This is a genomic window from Streptomyces cyaneochromogenes, assembly GCF_003963535.1.
GTDB lineage: Bacteria > Actinomycetota > Actinomycetes > Streptomycetales > Streptomycetaceae > Streptomyces > Streptomyces shaanxiensis.
The window spans coordinates 9856283-9870891 of record NZ_CP034539.1; the positions used below are offsets into that span (position 1 = coordinate 9856283).

19 protein-coding genes and 1 pseudogene are annotated in these 14609 nt (G+C 71.4%); 10 read left to right on the plus strand and 10 right to left on the minus strand.

Annotation, left to right across the window (positions count from 1 at the left end; all coding sequences use genetic code 11):
* The first annotated feature begins 101 nt into the window (after positions 1-101).
* Complete coding sequence (locus EJ357_RS50650) at positions 102-761, plus strand: chaplin (protein ID WP_126397965.1); 660 nt, start codon at positions 102-104, stop codon at positions 759-761.
* 255 nt (positions 762-1016) lie between these two features.
* On the plus strand, positions 1017-1871 hold the full coding sequence (locus EJ357_RS44195) for a GNAT family N-acetyltransferase (protein WP_126397968.1): 855 nt from the start codon (positions 1017-1019) through the stop codon (positions 1869-1871).
* A 64-nt stretch (positions 1872-1935) separates the two neighbouring features.
* Here the strand turns inward: EJ357_RS44195 and EJ357_RS44200 are convergent, their stop codons facing one another.
* Both EJ357_RS44200 and EJ357_RS44205 read right to left on the minus strand, forming a co-directional pair.
* Positions 1936-2421: a nucleoside deaminase gene (locus tag EJ357_RS44200; protein WP_126397970.1), complete on the minus strand. Its 486-nt coding sequence runs from the start codon at positions 2419-2421 to the stop codon at positions 1936-1938.
* A 42-nt stretch (positions 2422-2463) separates the two neighbouring features.
* Complete coding sequence (locus EJ357_RS44205; protein ID WP_126397972.1) at positions 2464-3663, minus strand: MFS transporter; 1200 nt, start codon at positions 3661-3663, stop codon at positions 2464-2466.
* A 68-nt stretch (positions 3664-3731) separates the two neighbouring features.
* On the opposite strand from EJ357_RS44205, the gene EJ357_RS44210 reads away from it, so the two are divergent.
* The 4 genes from EJ357_RS44210 (at position 3732) to EJ357_RS50380 (ending at position 5525) form a co-directional block, all read left to right on the plus strand.
* Entirely contained in the window at positions 3732-4121 is a 390-nt protein-coding gene (locus tag EJ357_RS44210; protein WP_126397974.1) for a MerR family transcriptional regulator, read from the plus strand.
* Positions 4122-4161: 40 nt separating this feature from the next.
* Positions 4162-4938 (plus strand): GNAT family N-acetyltransferase, encoded by a 777-nt coding sequence (locus tag EJ357_RS44215; protein ID WP_126397976.1) that lies wholly within the window; start codon positions 4162-4164, stop codon positions 4936-4938.
* A 199-nt stretch (positions 4939-5137) separates the two neighbouring features.
* Positions 5138-5368, plus strand: coding sequence for a hypothetical protein (locus EJ357_RS49885; RefSeq protein ID WP_228472801.1), 231 nt, complete (start codon positions 5138-5140; stop codon positions 5366-5368).
* Positions 5369-5396: 28 nt separating this feature from the next.
* Positions 5397-5525: a hypothetical protein gene (locus EJ357_RS50380; RefSeq protein ID WP_267132833.1), complete on the plus strand. Its 129-nt coding sequence runs from the start codon at positions 5397-5399 to the stop codon at positions 5523-5525.
* 99 nt (positions 5526-5624) lie between these two features.
* Here EJ357_RS50380 and EJ357_RS44225 read toward each other — a convergent pair whose 3' ends face one another.
* The gene (locus tag EJ357_RS44225; protein ID WP_126397978.1) at positions 5625-5888 is read right to left on the minus strand and encodes a GlsB/YeaQ/YmgE family stress response membrane protein; all 264 of its coding nucleotides are present in this window, start codon (positions 5886-5888) and stop codon (positions 5625-5627) included.
* A gap of 69 nt (positions 5889-5957) precedes the next feature.
* Entirely contained in the window at positions 5958-6533 is a 576-nt protein-coding gene (locus EJ357_RS44230; RefSeq protein WP_126397980.1) for an ATP-binding protein, read from the minus strand.
* A 77-nt stretch (positions 6534-6610) separates the two neighbouring features.
* On the opposite strand from EJ357_RS44230, the gene EJ357_RS44235 reads away from it, so the two are divergent.
* Entirely contained in the window at positions 6611-7360 is a 750-nt protein-coding gene (locus EJ357_RS44235) for a phosphotransferase family protein (RefSeq protein WP_126397982.1), read from the plus strand.
* A gap of 12 nt (positions 7361-7372) precedes the next feature.
* Here EJ357_RS44235 and EJ357_RS44240 read toward each other — a convergent pair whose 3' ends face one another.
* Complete coding sequence (locus tag EJ357_RS44240; protein WP_126397984.1) at positions 7373-8023, minus strand: hypothetical protein; 651 nt, start codon at positions 8021-8023, stop codon at positions 7373-7375.
* Between the two features lie 132 nt (positions 8024-8155).
* Here EJ357_RS44240 and EJ357_RS44245 point away from each other — a divergent pair.
* Positions 8156-8842 (plus strand): annotated as a pseudogene (locus tag EJ357_RS44245) (ArsR/SmtB family transcription factor); the annotation flags it as partial.
* Between the two features lie 83 nt (positions 8843-8925).
* Here the strand turns inward: EJ357_RS44245 and EJ357_RS44250 are convergent.
* Complete coding sequence (locus EJ357_RS44250; protein ID WP_126397988.1) at positions 8926-9366, minus strand: SPW repeat protein; 441 nt, start codon at positions 9364-9366, stop codon at positions 8926-8928.
* 245 nt (positions 9367-9611) lie between these two features.
* Between EJ357_RS44250 and EJ357_RS44255 the strand changes: the two genes are divergently transcribed.
* Together EJ357_RS44255 and EJ357_RS44260 are read left to right on the plus strand one after the other, a co-directional pair.
* Positions 9612-9968, plus strand: coding sequence for a YciI family protein (locus tag EJ357_RS44255; RefSeq protein WP_126400867.1), 357 nt, complete (start codon positions 9612-9614; stop codon positions 9966-9968).
* Positions 9968-11158, plus strand: a complete 1191-nt coding sequence (locus EJ357_RS44260; protein ID WP_126397990.1) for an RNA polymerase sigma factor — start codon at positions 9968-9970, stop codon at positions 11156-11158. The genes EJ357_RS44255 and EJ357_RS44260 overlap by 1 nt, the downstream gene beginning before the upstream one ends.
* On the opposite strand, the gene urtE is transcribed toward EJ357_RS44260, so the two are convergent.
* The 4 genes from urtE to urtB are packed head-to-tail and all read right to left on the minus strand — an operon-like array spanning position 11148 to position 14582.
* A complete protein-coding gene (urtE, locus tag EJ357_RS44265; RefSeq protein ID WP_126397992.1) occupies positions 11148-11840 on the minus strand; it encodes an urea ABC transporter ATP-binding subunit UrtE in 693 nt (230 codons plus the stop codon). The two genes, EJ357_RS44260 and urtE, sit on opposite strands and share 11 nt — an antisense overlap.
* A complete protein-coding gene (gene urtD, locus EJ357_RS44270; RefSeq protein WP_126397994.1) occupies positions 11840-12604 on the minus strand; it encodes an urea ABC transporter ATP-binding protein UrtD in 765 nt (254 codons plus the stop codon). The genes urtE and urtD overlap by 1 nt, the downstream gene beginning before the upstream one ends.
* Positions 12601-13689 carry an urea ABC transporter permease subunit UrtC gene (urtC, locus tag EJ357_RS44275; RefSeq protein WP_126397996.1) on the minus strand — a complete coding sequence of 363 codons (1089 nt, stop codon included), beginning with the start codon at positions 13687-13689 and terminating at the stop codon, positions 12601-12603. Before urtC ends, urtD begins: the two co-directional genes overlap by 4 nt.
* Positions 13686-14582, minus strand: coding sequence for an urea ABC transporter permease subunit UrtB (gene urtB / locus EJ357_RS44280; protein ID WP_126397998.1), 897 nt, complete (start codon positions 14580-14582; stop codon positions 13686-13688). Before urtB ends, urtC begins: the two co-directional genes overlap by 4 nt.
* Between the last annotated feature and the right edge of the window lie 27 nt (positions 14583-14609).

The window sequence follows — 14609 nt, forward strand, 5'->3', positions numbered from 1 at the left end:
CGATGGGGTGAAAGGCAGATAAGCCATAACTCGAATGGTTCGCCCGCGTTTTATCCGATGCGGGCGAGGGCCCGCGACCATGTCTGGAAGGCAGGGAACCTATGAGACGGGTTACCCGAAACGGTGTGATCGCCGTCGCCGCCGCCTCGGGCGCGATGGCCATGGCAATGCCGGCGTATGCCGATTCCGCGGCGCACGGTGCCGCGGCCGACTCGCCGGGGCTGCTCTCCGGCAACACCGTCCAGCTCCCGGTGCACGTCCCGGTGAACGTGTGCGGGAACACCGTGAACGTGGTGGGACTGCTCAATCCCGCCGCGGGCAACAGCTGCGCGAACAAGGGCGCCGCCGGCAAGCCGGGCGGGGCGTCGCACGACGGAGCCTCGGCCGTAGGAAGCGGAAAGGATTCGCCGGGCATCGCTTCCGGCAACGTCGTGGAGCTCCCCGTCCACCTCCCGGTGAACGTCAGCGGCAACAGCGTGAACGTGGTCGGCGTCGGCAACGCGGTGACCGGCAACGAGTCGGTGAACGGCCCCGGTGACACCCCGCCCCCCGCCACGAGGCCGGCGCCCAAGCCGTCCGAGCCGAGGACGCACCCGCCACGGCAGAGGGCGGTGCCACCCGCGTTCGTCCCGCAGGGGTCCAGGGGCTCCCTCGCCCACACGGGAGCGGACCAGCCCCTCGCCGCCGCGGTGGGCGGCACGGTGCTCGTACTGGGCGGGGCCATCCTGTACCGCCGCTTCCGCCCACAGGCGGTGCGCTGACCTCGCTCTTCGCGAGTGCGGTACGCAAGGCCCCACCGGGCGGGCGAGCGGTGGGGCCTTCGTCGTGCGGACATCCGTCCGGTCCGGTTGGGCGGACATGTGTCCGGTTTCCGGGTGCGGACATCCGTCCGGGTCCACCCCCGTGCGCGGCAACGGCTTGATCATGCCGTGACGCCTCGGCGGGCCATCGGAAAGGATGCTGCGTGCACGGTCGATCACCGTGCGCACGCGACCCCGACGGAATGGAGCGCACCCATGGCCTCTGCGGCCCCCCAAGACCTCGTCGTGACCCGGGCCGATCTCGACGACTGGCCGGTCGTCCGCGACTGGGCCGTCGCCGAGGGGTGGAACCCGGGAGTCGCGGACGGTGCGGCCTTCTTCGCACAGGACCCGGAGGGCTTCTTCATCGGCCGGATCGACGCCGAGCCCGTCTCGGCGATCTCCGTCGTCAACTACGGCGCCGACTACGCCTTCCTGGGCTGGTACCTGGTCCGTCCCGACCTGCGCGGCCGCGGCTACGGCCTCACTACGTGGAAGACCGCGTTGGCGCACGCCGAGAACCGCACGGTGGGCCTCGACGGCGTCGTCGCCGAGCAGGACAACTACCGCCGCTCGGGCTTCGAACTCGCCCACCGCACCTTCCGGTTCACCGGCACGGCACCCGCCGTCGAGGCTCCGGTGGACGTCCGCGCCGTACGGCCCGCCGACCTTGCGGAGATCGCCGCGTACGACGGACTCTGCACGCCGGCCGACCGGCCCCGCTTCCTGGAGCACTGGCTCACCGGGCCGGGACACCACGCCGTAGTCCGCCGCGACGGCGACCGCGTCACCGGCTACGGAGTGATCCGCCCAGGTCAGGACTGCCCGCGTATCGGCCCGCTCTTCGCCGACACCGCCGAGGGCGCGCAGGCCCTCTTCGCCGCCCTGACCGCGGGGGCGGCCGGCCGCGAGGTCGCCATCGACGTGCCCGAGACGAACGAGGCAGCGGTGGCCCTCGTCGAAGAGGCCGGCTTCACACCGTCCTTCGAAACGGCCCGGATGTACACGGGCCCGGTGCGGCCGTACGCTCAGGAGCGGGTCTTCGGCGTCACCACGCTGGAACTCGGCTAGCGGGCCCCGGCGGGACCTTCCCGGAACGCCGGCGTCCGGGCCGTACGGTGCTCGAAACCGTGCGTCAGCCCGTTCGCCGGTGGAACCGGAAGTGCAGCGCCCGGATGTCCTGCGCCAACTCGGGCACCGGCCCCTCCACCGCCACGCCCGGCGCGACCTCCTGGACCGGCAGCGTCCGCACCGGCGCAGCGGGCACCCCCAACTCGGTCAGCCATCCGGCCAGTTGCTCCGAAGAGGCGACGTACACGATGCGTCCCAGGCCGACCCACGCGTGCGCGGCCGCGCACATCGGGCAGTGCTCGCCGGAGGTGTAGACGGTCGCGGCCGCCCGCTCCTCGGGCGACATGTGGGCGGCGGACCAGCGGGCCAGCTCGAACTCGGGGTGGCGGGTGCGGTCGCCCGAGGCCACCCGGTTGTGGTCCTCGGCGAGCACCGCGCCGTCCGCTCCCACCAGGACCGAACCGAACGGCTCGTCACCGGACTCCAGCGCCTCGGCCGCGAGCTCGACGCACCTGCGCAGGTACGGCAGTTCGGTGTCCTTCACGACCATGGCGTACGGCCCTCCTCGCGGCGCGATTCCTCCCGGAGCTCCCTATGATCGCCGACGCACGGCCGGAAAGGCGTGCCGACGGCCCAGCACCACCGTGACCAGCGCCCCCACGACCAGCGGCAGCGACGTCCACGGCAGGGCACCGGCACCGAGGTGTTCCAGGGCCACACCTCCGGTGAGCGAGCCCGCCGCGATCCCGGCGTTGTAGACCGTGGTCTGCAGGGACGTGGCCACATCGGCATGCGCGGGACCCGAGGCGTCGACCAGCGCGGTCTGGATCAGCGTCGGCGCCCCGCCGAAGGCGACGCCCCACAGGGCCACGCAGGAGAGCAGAACGGCCGGAGTCCCGGCGAAGCCGCCGAGGACGGGCATGACCGCCGAGCAGAGGGCGAGCGCGCCCAGCAGGGCCGGCCGAAGGCACCGGTCGACCAGGACGCCGGTCAGCCAGATCCCGGCGACCGTGGCCGCCCCGAAGACCAGCAGGACCAGGCCCGTACGCCCGAACCCGGCATGCGCCGCGAACGGGGCGACGTAGGTGTACATCACCTGGTGGCCCAGCAGCAGGAGCAGCGTGACCGACAGGACGACCGGGATCCCCGGGAGTCCGGCCACCCGGCGCAGCGGCAGCCGCGCACCCGGCGGCTCGCCCGGGAATCCGGGCACCCGCCACCGCACCCAGGCCACCAGCAGCACCGCGAGCCCGGCCAGGGCGCCGAACGCCGCGCGCCAGCCGACCACCTGGGCGAGCGCGGCCCCGGCGGGCACGCCCAGCGACAGTGCCAGCGTGATCCCGGCGAGCACGATCGCGATCGCCCGCCCGCGCCGCTCGGCCGGCACCATGCGGGCCGCGTACCCGACGAGCATCGCCCACAGCGTGCCGCCCGTCAGCCCGGCCACGAGCCGGGCCGTGAAGGTGAGGCCGTACGACGAGGACAGCGCGACCACCGCGTTGCTCGCCGCGAAGCCCAGCAGCGTCCCGACGAGCACCGGGCGCCTCGGCAGCCCCCGCAGCAGGACCGTGAGCGGGATCGCGCCCGCGAAGGAGGCCACCGCGTATCCCGTGACCAGGAAGCCGACCTGTGCCTCGGACACTCCGAGCGCCGGGGCCATTCGGGGCAGCAGTCCCGCCGGGAGCAGCTCGGTCACAACGGCGGTGAAGGCCGCGGCGGACAGGGCGAGCAGCCCGGACCAGGGCAGCGACGTGGGCAGGGCTCGGCCCTTGGCCATGGTTGTGGTGGACATGCGACCATGTTCGAACCCTCACATCAGTGTGAAGGCAAGGGTGACCTTCGAGTCCCGAAGAGGCGGACATGAAGATCGGTGAACTCTCCCGCCGCACCGGCGTGCCCACCAGACTGCTGCGCTACTACGAGGAACAGGGCCTGCTCCACCCGGACCGTACGGACAACGGCTACCGGGACTACGCCGAGTCCTCGGTCCAGGACGTCCAGCAGATCCGCGGGCTCCTCGACTCGGGGCTGACCACGGAGATGATCCGCACGATCCTGCCCTATCTCTCCGGCCCCGACGAGATCCTGCTGCCCGCCGAGCACCTCACTCCGCGGACCGCCGCCCTCCTGCAGGGGCACATCGACCGCATCCAGGCCCGCATCGACTGTCTGGCCCGCAACCGCGACCGGTTGAGTGCCTATCTGGCGGCCGTACGGCCGGAGCCCGACGCAGAGATGGTTGACCGGTAAAACTGTTGCCCAGGGCACCGCCCGATGCTGGAGTGACCCCATGGATCATGCCTCGATACTCGCCCTGTACGACCGGGACATGCGCGAGGGCGCACAGCCGGACAGCCCCGACGCCCGGATCGAGCGGATCGGCGGTGTGGTCCGCCAGGTGTCCTCGGCACGCGGCTGGAACGGCGTCGTGTGGTCCGACCTGGACGCGGCGAGCGCCGACGCGGCCATCGCCGAGCAGATCGCCCAATTCACCGGGCTCGGCCGCGAGTTCGAGTGGAAGCTGTACGGGCACGACCTCCCCGTGGACCTCGGACAGCGGCTCAGGGACGCCGGGTTCACGGCCCAGCCCGAGGAGACACTGATGATCGGCGAGGTCGCCGCGCTGACCCTGGACGCCGAGCCGCCGGAGGGCATCCGCGTGCTGCCGGTGACCGACGCGAAGGGGGTCGACCTCGTCGCCGAGGTGCACGAGAAGGCGTTCGGCACCGACAGCTCCCGGATGCGCCACCAACTGCTCGCCCGCCTCGCGGCCGATCCTGACTCGGTGGTCGCCGTGGTCGCGCTGGCCGGGGACACACCGGTGAGCGCGGCCCGTATGGAGCTGGTCCCGGGCACCCGGTTCGCCGGACTGTGGGGCGGCGGCACCGTCGAGGCCTGGCGTGGCCGTGGCGTCTACCGTGCCCTGGTGGCCCATCGTGCCCGCGCCGCCGTGGACCGCGGTTACCGCTACCTCCAGGTCGACGCCATGAGCGCCAGCCGCCCCGTCCTGGAGCGCCTCGGGTTCACACCGCTGACCACCACGACGCCGTACGTGTACGTGCCGTAGCGGGAGCGGACGGAAGTTCGGGCAACGGCGTCCGGGCCGACCTGCTGGACCGCGACGCCCTTCTCCGCGCGGTCGACGGCCGGCACTTCGACACCGTGATCCACGCGGCGACCGCGCTGCGCAGGCCGCCGACGCGCTGCGCATCGCCGCAACCGCCCCCCTGATCGAGGCCGCGCGGGCGACCGGGGCCCGACGGCTGGTGTCCGAGTCCATGGTCCTCGGATACGGCTACGGCGACCACGGCGACCGGATGATCGTCGAGGACGACGTCTTCGGCCCGCCCGGACGCTCCCGGGAGCTGGAACGCCACATCGCGGCGATGCGCGTGAAGGAGCAACTCACCTTCGGTGCCGAGGGGTTGGAGGGTGTCGCGCTGCGCTTCGGCCTGTACTACGGCCCCGGCGGCACCGACGCCCTCCTGCCCCGGTGAGGCGTACAACATCGCCGACCGCACTCCGATGGGCTTCGGGGCCCATGTCCGGTGCGTGGCCGAGGAGTTCGGGCTGCCGCAGCCGATGACGGTGCCGCTGTGGCTGACGAGGCGCGACGGACTCGCCGCGATGCGGGCGCCCGTGGGGCACTCATGACGCCGGGGCGTTCATGGACAGAGGGCCCGGCGTTCATGGCGTCGGGGCGCGCATGACGTCATGCGCGCCCCGTGTCCGTCCCGCTCTCCTCGTACGAGGTCAGCGTCGAGCCTTCGCACGGTCGAGCGCGGCCACGCCCAGTGCGGCGAGGCCGATCTGGAACAGCCACTCGATCCAGTCGACGCCGTCGGTGTCGGCCACGTCGAAGCCGGCCGCGAGGGCCGAACCGAGCAGCGCGGCCACGATGCCGACGAGGATCGTCCACAGAACCCCGATGCGCTGACGGCCCGGAACCACGAGGCGCCCCAGCACACCAATGATGATGCCGATAACAATGGCACTGATGATGCCCGAGATCTCCATTTCGCCCTCTTCCTCCTGTCCCCGCACTGACTCGGGTTCCCCCTGGAGGCAGGGACAGTCCGTTCCGCGTCAACCAGTGGCCGGAACCGGGCCGCCCGAGACCCCCACACCGTTCACGGCCCACCCGGTGGCGGCCACCAGCTCGGTGGCGATGTCGATCACCGAGCGGCCGTCGGTCGCCACATGCAGCACGTCCGCGGGCGCACGCTCATCCAGGAGCCGGGCCTTGCGGGCGCTGTTGCGCATCTCGTGCTCCAGCTCCGAGCCCAGCTCGCGCCCGGTGAGCCGTTGTCCGGCCGTCTCGTCGGTGGCGGTGAGCAGAACGCGGACGAGCCGTACGCCGTCCCCCATGGCCCGGCGGAACATGGGCGCGCTCTCGTCGAGCACGCTGATGGTGTTCGTGTAGACGAGCCGCCGGTATCCGAGCTCGGCGTAGTTCCCCCACACGGCAGCCAGGTTCCGCTCGGTGATCCCGGCCCGGTGCGTGTCGCCGGCCGGTGCCGGATGGACGTATCCCATGAAGTCGCCGTCGATCACGGCGTGCGCGACCCGCGCCGCCCGCAGCCGAGCCGAGACCTCCCAGCCGACGGTGGTCTTGCCGACCCCGGCGCGTCCTCCGATGAGGAGTGCTTCCGTGTGATCCATGACGGCAGCGTGCCCGGACGCGGGCATCCTTGGCGAGTGGTTTTGGCTCGTGCTCGGCGCGGTCGGTGGAGGTGCTGATGGAGGAGTGGGTGCTCGGAGGCGGGGCCGTCAACGAGGTCGTCCGGGTGGGGGCGACCGTGCGGCGTCCGCCGTCCGAACGGTCGGAGTACGTACGGGAGTTGCTCGGGCTCTTCGCGGAGAAGGGGTGGGCAGGGGCGCCGCGCCGCCTCGGGGTGGACGAGCGGGGGCGGGAGGTGTTCGGGTACGTCGAGGGGCGGGCGGCCGTCACCGCCCGGGAGCGGGCCGCGGCCTGCGCGGACGCCGGACTGGTGCGGGTCGCTCAACTCGTCCGGGAGTTCCATGACCTGACGCACGGCACGCCGTCGGCCGCCGACCGGGACGTCGTGTGCCACAACGACCTCGCCCCCAAGAACACGGTCTACACGGTGGACGGCGCCCAATGGCGGCCGACCGCCTTCATCGACTGGGACCTCGCCGCGCCGGGAGACCGCGTGCACGACCTCGCCCATGTGTGCTGGCAGTACCTGGACCTGGGACCCGGAGTCAGCGATGTCCCCGAGGCGGCCCGCCGGATCGCGCTGGTCTGCGACGCGTACGGGCCGTTCGGGTCGGGTGGCGGTAGCGCCGGGATCGTCGACGTCATCCTGTGGTGGCAGGACCGCTGCCGGCGGGGGATCGAGGCCGGCGCGGCGCGCGGGGAGCCCGCCATGGTCGGGCTCCGGGAGCGCGGGGTGGTGGGCGAGGTGCGGAGCGCGTACGCGTGGGTGGCCGATCACCGGCGTGAGCTGGAGGCCCTCCTGGGCTGACGCGTGCCGGCGTCAGGCCGCAGGTCCGCTGGACCCGGACCGCGGGGCCGTCGACTCCGGTGACGCGGTCTCATCGACCCAAGAACTCACCTGGCCGTCCTGCTTCAGCGCGACATGCAGCCCGTTGTTCTCGCCGTACGCGCTACGGCCGTTGGCGACGAGGGTGTCGATCTGTACGCCGTCCACGAGGACGTCGGCCTCGTAGTGGTTGAGGGCGAGCCGGTAGACCTTCGCCGTCGTCACGCCGTCCGCCAGGGTCGGGGTGGCGACCAGGACGCGCTGGACGGCCGGCTCGGGCTTCGGTTCGGCCCGCTCGACCCAGGACGTGACCTGGCCGTTCGGCTGGAGGGTGACGTGCAGCCCGTTGTGCTGGGCGTGCGTGGGCATGCCCTGGGTGTAGAGGGTCCCGTACCGCGTGCCCTTGGCCCAGATCTCCGCCTCGTAGCGGCTCTCTCCGGTGCGGTACACCTTCGCCCGGCTGACCTGGTCCGCGAGTTTCACCGTCTTCACGTGGACGCGCTGGGCCTTGGAGTGGTGGCTCGCGGATGTGACGGGTGCGGTGGCGGGTGCCTCGACGGCGAAGGCGCCGGCGGCCGAGACGGCCAGCACGGCGGTGACACCGGTGGCGACGAGGGCGGTGCGCAGGGTGCGGGGAGCACGCATCAGTGGGTCGTTCCTTCGGTGGGGTGTGTTTCGACGCGTTCGACGCTACGGACCGTCCATCAAGGAACCCCATACGTCATGTAACAGCTATTCGTCGCATGTGCCTCGAAACAGACAAACTGCGCCGATTGGCTCGGGGAGCTGTGCGCGCGCATCGACATGGCGCGTCAGTCGGTGACCCAGCATCTGGCCGTCCTGGAGGCCGCCAACCTGGTCAGCACGGTGCGGCGGGGGCGGGAGAAGCTGCACTACCTCAATCCGGTCCCGCTGCACGAGATCCAGGAGCGGTGGATCGACAAGTTCGAGCACCCGCGCCTGCGCGTACTGGGAGCCGTGAAACGACGAGCCGAGGAAGCCATGACCGACAGGCCCGCATTCGTGTATGTCACCTACATCGAGAGCACGCCCGAGAAGGTCTGGGACGCGCTCACCGACGCCGACCTGACCGCAGCCTTCTGGGGCCACAGCAACGTCTCGGACTGGCGGCGCGGCTCGCGCTGGGAACACGTCCGTACGGACGGCTCGGGCATCGCCGATGTGGTCGGCACGGTCGTGGAGAGCGAGCGCCCGAGCCGCCTGGTCACCACCTGGGTGGCGCCGGACGAGGAGGGGCAGGAGGACAAGTACTGCAGGGTCACCTTCGACATCCAGCAGCACGCCGAGATCGTCCGGCTCACCGTGACCCATGAGGACCTGCCGGACGAGAGCGCGCGCGCCGACGTGTCGTCCGGCTGGCCGGCGGTGCTGTCCAACCTCAAGTCGCTTCTGGAGACAGGCCACGTCCTGCCGCAGGAACCGTGGCTGATGCCGACCCGCTGAGCGGGGCTGTCGGGGAAGGGGGGCGCGAGAAGGCCGGTCCGCGGGTGCGGACCGGCCGGCGTGGCTTCCTCTGCGGTGTGCTCCTACGGCCTCGGGGTGCTCTTCGCGGCCGTACCGGCGCACAGCAGGCCCAGGCACACGGCCAGTGCGCCGATGATGATGTTGTTGAGGACGACGCCCGCGTCCGGGCTGTCGCCGACGATCCAGGGCGCGATGATCATCCAGACGCCCATCGCGCAGAAGGCCCAGCTGAGGCCGTACATGCGCTCCGGAGCCCGGGTGAACCCGAGGGCCAGCAGGCCGATCGCTATCCCCATGATCAGGTTGTGGGTCACGAGCGGGGGCTGGCTGGTCGTGTAGTGGAGTATCCAGGGGGACACCGCGCAGTACAGACCGAGCAGGAAGACCGGTCCGTCCACGAGCGCCACGTCGCGACCGCCGAGCATGCGGGCGTAACGGTCCCGCATTTCGGATACATCAGGGTGGGCGGTTATGTCACCTCTGGTGGGCTGCACGTTGGCCATGACTCGTCTCCTTTGACTCGCAGGCCTGACCGCGTCTGGTGCGGTATGCGGTAAGCGCCGCCTAGGCAACATTCTGCGCTTATTTTTTCTTTATGTGTAGAGCTCGTCGGGTTCATGACGATGGTGCCGATCGACGGCGGTGGCGATCGACTGGGGTGTCGATCGACTGGGGTGTCGATCCGGGGGCGGACCGTTCGTGTAGGAGGTGAGAGACCATGACGACGTGGACGCCCGAGGAGGCCGTCATGAAGTACTACCTGCTCAGCGTGATGCAACCCGTGGGTGACGAGCTGCCGCCGCCGGAGGTGCTCGCCGAGATCGGCAGGAACCTCGACGCCTTCCACCGGGAGCTGAAGGAGGCCGGCTCCTGGGTGTTCGCCGGGGGACTGCACCAGCCGGACTCGTCGACCGTGCTGCGGCCGCGCGACGGCGACGTCCTGATCACCGACGGACCGTACGCCGAGGGCAAGGAGATGCTCGGCGGGATCTGTCTGATCAAGGCGCCGGACCTGGACGCGGCCCTCGACTGGGGGCGCAGGGCGGCGCTGGCGACGACGCTGCCGATCGAGGTGCGGCCGTTCATGGGCGAAGCCGAGGACTGATGCCGGCCACGGACGTCGAGGACGTCTTCCGTGCGGAGTACGGCCGTGCGGTCGCCGTTCTCGTCCGCTTCCTCGGGGACATCGACCTCGCCGAGGAAGCGGTCCAGGACGCCTTCACCACGGCTCTGCGGCGCTGGCCGGAGACCGGCGTGCCGCCGAGCCCGGCCGGTTGGATCATCACGACCGCCCGCAACCGTGCGATCGACCGGCTGCGCCGCGAGGCCACGCGCGACGAGCGGCATGCCCAGGCCGCCCTGCTGCACGCACCCGACGCGCCGCCCGAGGAGGGCCCCGTGCGCGACGACCGGCTCCGGCTCGTCTTCACCTGTTGCCACCCCGCCCTGGCCGTCCAGGCCCAGGTCGCCCTCACCCTGCGGCTCCTCGGCGGGCTCACCACCGCCCAGATCGCCCGCGCCTTCCTGGTGCCGGAGCCGACCATGGCCCAGCGTCTGGTACGGGCCAAGGCGAAGATCCGCGATGCCCGGATCCCGTACCGCGTGCCCCGGGACGCCGACCTTCCGGAGCGGCTGGAGGGCGTCCTGGCCGTCGTCTACCTGATCTTCAACCAGGGGTACGAGGGTGAGGCGGGCCTGTGCGCGGAGGCCGTGCGCCTCGGACGCCTGCTGGCCGAGCTGATGCCGGACGAGGCCGAGGTGACCGGGCTGCTCGCCCTGATGCTCCTGGCCGAGTCGCGCCGGGCCGCCCGGCAGGACGAACACGGCGAACTCGTGCCGTTGCCCGAGCAGGACCGTGACCGGTGGGACCGGGAGCTGATCACCGAGGGGCAGGAGCTCGTCCGGCGCTGTCTGCGCCGCAACCGCCCCGGGCCGTACCAGATCCAGGCCGCCCTCCAGGCCGTGCACAGTGACGCGCCGACCGCCGAGGCCACGGACTGGGGGCAGATCCTGCGGCTGTACGACCAGCTCATGGCCGTCGCCCCCAGCCCCGTCGTGGCCCTGAACCGGGCGGTCGCCGTGGCCGAGGTCGAGGGCCCGGGGCAGGCGCTCGACCTCGTGGACGCGCTGGACCTCGACGGCTACCACGTCCTGAACGCCGTCCGGGCCGACCTCCTGCGCCGGCTCGGACGGGACGCGGAGGCGGTGCGGGCGTACGAGGCGGCCGCCGCGCTCACCCGGAACCCGGCGGAGCGCGCCTTCCTCGAGCGGCGTATGCGGGCCCTCACACGCTGAGTGCCTCCCGGACCGCCACCTCCGCCTCCGCACCGCCCTCGCCGGACGACGTGACCCGCCCGGCCTCCAGGACGTAGTACCGCTGTGCCGCCCGCATCGCGAACCCGACGTGCTGCTCGACCAGCAGCACCGACAGTCCGCCCCGGGCGGCCAGCGCGAGGATCGTCTCCTCGATCTCGGCGACCACCGACGGCTGGATGCCCTCGGTCGGCTCGTCGAGGAGCAGCAGCCTAGGCTCCGTCACCAGGGCGCGGGCGATGGCGAGTTGCTGCCGCTGACCGCCAGAGAGCAGGCCCGCGCGGCGGCCGGAGAGTGCGCGCAGCGCCGGGAACAGGTCCAGTGCCTCGGCTGTCGCCTCCTTGCCCCGCCTGCGGCCGTCGGCGACGAGCTGGAGGTTCTCGGCGGTCGTCAGGTGCGGGAACGACTGCTGGCCTTGCGGGACGTACGCCATCCCGCGCGCGACCCGTTCGTGCGGCTTGCGGCGGGTGATGTCCTCGCCGTCCAGCCGGACGGTCCCGCCGGTCGGCGTGAGCAGCCCTACGGCGGCCCGCAGGAGGGTGCTCTTGCCGGCGCCGTTGTGCCCGAGGACCGCGGCGACGCCGTCCTTGGGCACTTCGACCGAGACCCCGTGCAGGACGCTGCTGCGGTGGTAGCCCACGCGTACGTCGTCGATCTGGAGCATCACGCCTCCTGTACGGCCACGTCGGCGGTGGCCTCGGCGGCCGCGTGCCCGAGGTACACCTCCTGCACCTTCGGGTCCGCCTGCACCTCGGCCACCGTGCCCTCGCTGAGCACCTTGCCCGCGTGCAGCACGCTGACGCTGCGGGCGAAGGAGCGCATGAAGTCCATGTCGTGCTCGATGACGACCACGGTGCGCTCCTCGCTGATGCGTTGCAGCAGCTCTCCGGTCGCCTGGCGCTCGTCGTGGCTCATGCCGGCCACCGGTTCGTCGAGCAGCAGCAGCCGTACGTCCTGCACGAGCAGCATGCCGATCTCCAGCCACTGCTTCTGCCCGTGGGCGAGCGTTCCGGCGGGGGAGTCGGCGAGCTCGGTGAGCCCGACCGTCTCCAGTGCCCTGGCGACCGGCTCGGGGACACCCTTGCGGCGCCGCAGCATGGTCCACACGCCGCGGCCCGCGCCGGCCGCGATGTCCAGGTTCTGAAGGACCGTCAACTCCTCGAAGACGGTGGCGGTCTGGAAGGTCCGGCCGATTCCCGACCGGGCGATCCTGTGCACACTCCTGCCCAGCAGCTCCTCGCCGCCGAAGCGCGCCGAGCCCTCCGCCTTCACCAGGCCGGTGACAGCGTCGACGAGGGTCGTCTTGCCCGCGCCGTTGGGACCGATGAGGAACCGCAGGTCCCCCGGGCGGACGTCGAGGTCCACTCCGTCGACGGCGGTGAACCCGTCGAAGGTCACCCGCAGCCGGCGTATCTCAAGGCCGCTCATGCTGCTTCTCCTACCGGGATGACGGCCGGCTTCTTCTCCGCTGCCGCCCTGCGTCGCCGTACGATCCCTGCCAGCGAGGCGAGACCGCCGGGCAGGAAGGCGAGTGCGACGATGAACAGCAGGCCCTGGAAGTACGTCCAGGCCGCCGGGAACTCCTCCGACAGGGCCGTCTTCGCCCAGGCCACCGCGATCGCGCCGAGCACCGCGCCGACCAGGCTGGCCCGGCCGCCGACCGCCGCGCCGATCACGAACTCGATCGACGGCACGATGCCGATCAGCGCGGGCGAGATGATGCCGACGGCCGGCACGAACAGCGCGCCGGCGAGGCCCGCCATGCCGGCCGCGACCACGTAGGCGACGAGCTTGACGTTCGCCGGGTCGTAGCCGAGGAAGCGCACCCGCTCCTCCGAGTCCCGTACGGCGACGAGGAGTTCGCCGTAGCGGCTCTGGATGAGCTGGCGGGCGAGGGCCATGAGCAGCAGCAGGACGGCGGCGATGACGAAGTACACCATCCGCTGGTTGACCGGGTCGTCGAGGGCGTAGCCGAAGAAGCCCTGGATGTCGGTGAGTCCGTTGGTGCCGCCGGTCGTGGCCTGCTGGCCGATCAGCCAGATGGCGAAGGCGGCGGCGAGCGCCTGGCTGAGGATCGCGAAGTACGCGCCCTTGACCCGGCGCCGGAAGATGAACGACCCGAGCAGCGCCGCGACCGCCATCGGCAGCAGCACGGTCGCGGCGAGCGCGAAGAGCGGGTTCGCGAACGGCTTCCACCACCAGGGCAGTTCGGTCGCGGTGCCGTACAGCTGCATGAAGTCGGGCAGGTTGCCGGGCCCCGCGTCGGCGATCTTCAGGTGCATCGCCATGGCGTAGCCGCCGAGCCCGAAGAACACGCCCTGGCCGAGCGTCAGCAGCCCGCCGCGCCCCCAGGCCAGACAGATGCCGACCGCGACGATCGCGACGCACAGGTACTTGGCGAGCAGCCCGAGCCGGAAGTCGGACAGCGCCAGCGGGGCGATGGCGAACAACACGACGGCCGCCCCCGCGAAACCGGCCGCGGCGCGGGCCGAGGGGCCCTTGAGCAGGTTCATACGAGACTCCTCGTCCGCAGCGTGTACAGCCCCTGGGGCCGCCACTGGAGGAACGCGACGATGCCGACGAGCACCAGCACCTTGGCGACGCTGACGGTGGTGGAGTACTCCAGCACCGACTGCAGCACACCCAGCACGAAGGCGACGATGACCGTGCCCTTGAGCTGCCCGATGCCGCCGACGACGATCACCAGGAAGGCGTCGATGATCACGTTGGTGCCCATCGTCGGCCCGATCGGACCGACCAGGGTCAGCGCCACCCCGGCCACGCCCGCGAGCCCGGAACCGATGAAGAAGGCCGTACGGTCGACGGTCGAGGTGGAGATGCCGGACACCTCCGCGAGGTCGCGGTTCTGCACCACGGCCCGGATCCGGCGGCCCAGCGGCGTCAGTCGCAGCGTGAGCGAGAGCGCGACGACCGCCGCGACCGCCAACCCGAGAATGAACAGACGGCTGTTGGCGACGGTGAGCGGGTCGTCCCCGCCGATCAGGGTGATGTTGCCGGTGAGGACGTCGGGCGCGCGGGTCTGCACGTTCGGCGCTCCGAAAATGTCCCGGGCGAGTTGCTGGAGCATCAGGGAGACGCCCCAGGTGACGAGAAGCGTGTCGAGTGGCCGCAGATACAGACGTCGTATCAGCAGCCATTCCAGAAGTGCGCCGAGGGCGCCCGAGACGAGAAATGCGACGGGAAGAGCGACCAGCAGCGAAATTCCGGCGCCGGCAATGGACTTCTGCAGGACATACGTCGTGTAGGCGCCGGCCATGATGAACTCGCCGTGGGCCATGTTGATGACGTTCATCTGGCCGAAGGTGAGCGAGAGACCGAGCGCGATGAGCAGCAGAACGGCACCGATGCTGATGCCGGTGAAGGTCTGACCGAGGATCACGGTCATACGGCGGCTCCGGGGAGGCGGGGGAGC